Origin of the sequence: Halostella sp. PRR32, from assembly GCF_034808085.1 — an archaeon.
Taxonomy (GTDB): Archaea; Halobacteriota; Halobacteria; order Halobacteriales; family Natronoarchaeaceae; genus Halostella; species Halostella pelagica.
Map to the genome: position 1 here is coordinate 1 of NZ_JAXHGL010000075.1, position 279 is coordinate 279.

At 75.3% G+C, this 279-nt stretch carries 1 pseudogene; it reads left to right on the top strand.

The window, feature by feature from the left end:
- A pseudogene (locus SM753_RS20440) lies at positions 1 to 279 on the top strand (hypothetical protein); the annotation flags it as partial.

Here is a 279-nt window from a genome sequence, read left to right on the forward strand (position 1 = left end):
GTCCGCGATGCTGCTCGCCGCCGACGCTCCGGCCGCCGCCCGCGAGTCGTTCCCCGGCGACAGCGTGCTCCCCGCCGGCGGGGAGATCCCGACGGGCGAGCGCGTCGCCGCCGTGCTCGACGACCACGGGCTGTCGGGCACCGTGCTCACCCCGAGAACCGTCCCGCACGACGCCGCGCTCTACCTCGAGCAATCGGGGTACGAGGTCGCGTCCACGGCCGTCGTCGAGGACGCACGGGTCGCAAAGACCGACGCCGAGCGCCTCCGCCAGTCGACGGT